1 protein-coding gene is annotated in these 312 nt (G+C 59.9%); it reads right to left on the bottom strand.

Features of this window, described 5'->3' with window-relative positions; translation table 11 throughout:
• The coding region (locus HMPREF1992_RS02580; protein WP_304412244.1) for a magnesium chelatase domain-containing protein at nucleotides 1–312 on the bottom strand (312 nt) is incomplete at both ends.

Here is a 312-nt window from a genome sequence, read left to right on the forward strand (position 1 = left end):
CCATCGGGAGAATGCCGCTGATCGGACGGCAGTTTCCATCGAGAGAAAGTTCCGCAGAGAAGAGTGCATTCTGCACTGCCGTCTCGGGAACCATACCGTAGGACGCAAGGAGTCCGACGGCAATCGGTAGATCAAGTCCCGAGCTGTCCTTTCGTACATCAGCGGGGGCAAGATTGACCGTCACCCGCTCCTGCCGCAGCTGAATGCCGGAGTTCCGAATCGCCGTGCGTACCCGCTCCTTTGACTCCTTCACCGACGTATCGGGAAGCCCGACCAACTCAAAGCCCGGCAGCCCCGGTGACACATCCACCT

The organism is Selenomonas sp. oral taxon 892 str. F0426, from assembly GCF_000468035.1.
In the GTDB taxonomy this organism is placed as follows: Bacteria; Bacillota; Negativicutes; order Selenomonadales; family Selenomonadaceae; genus Centipeda.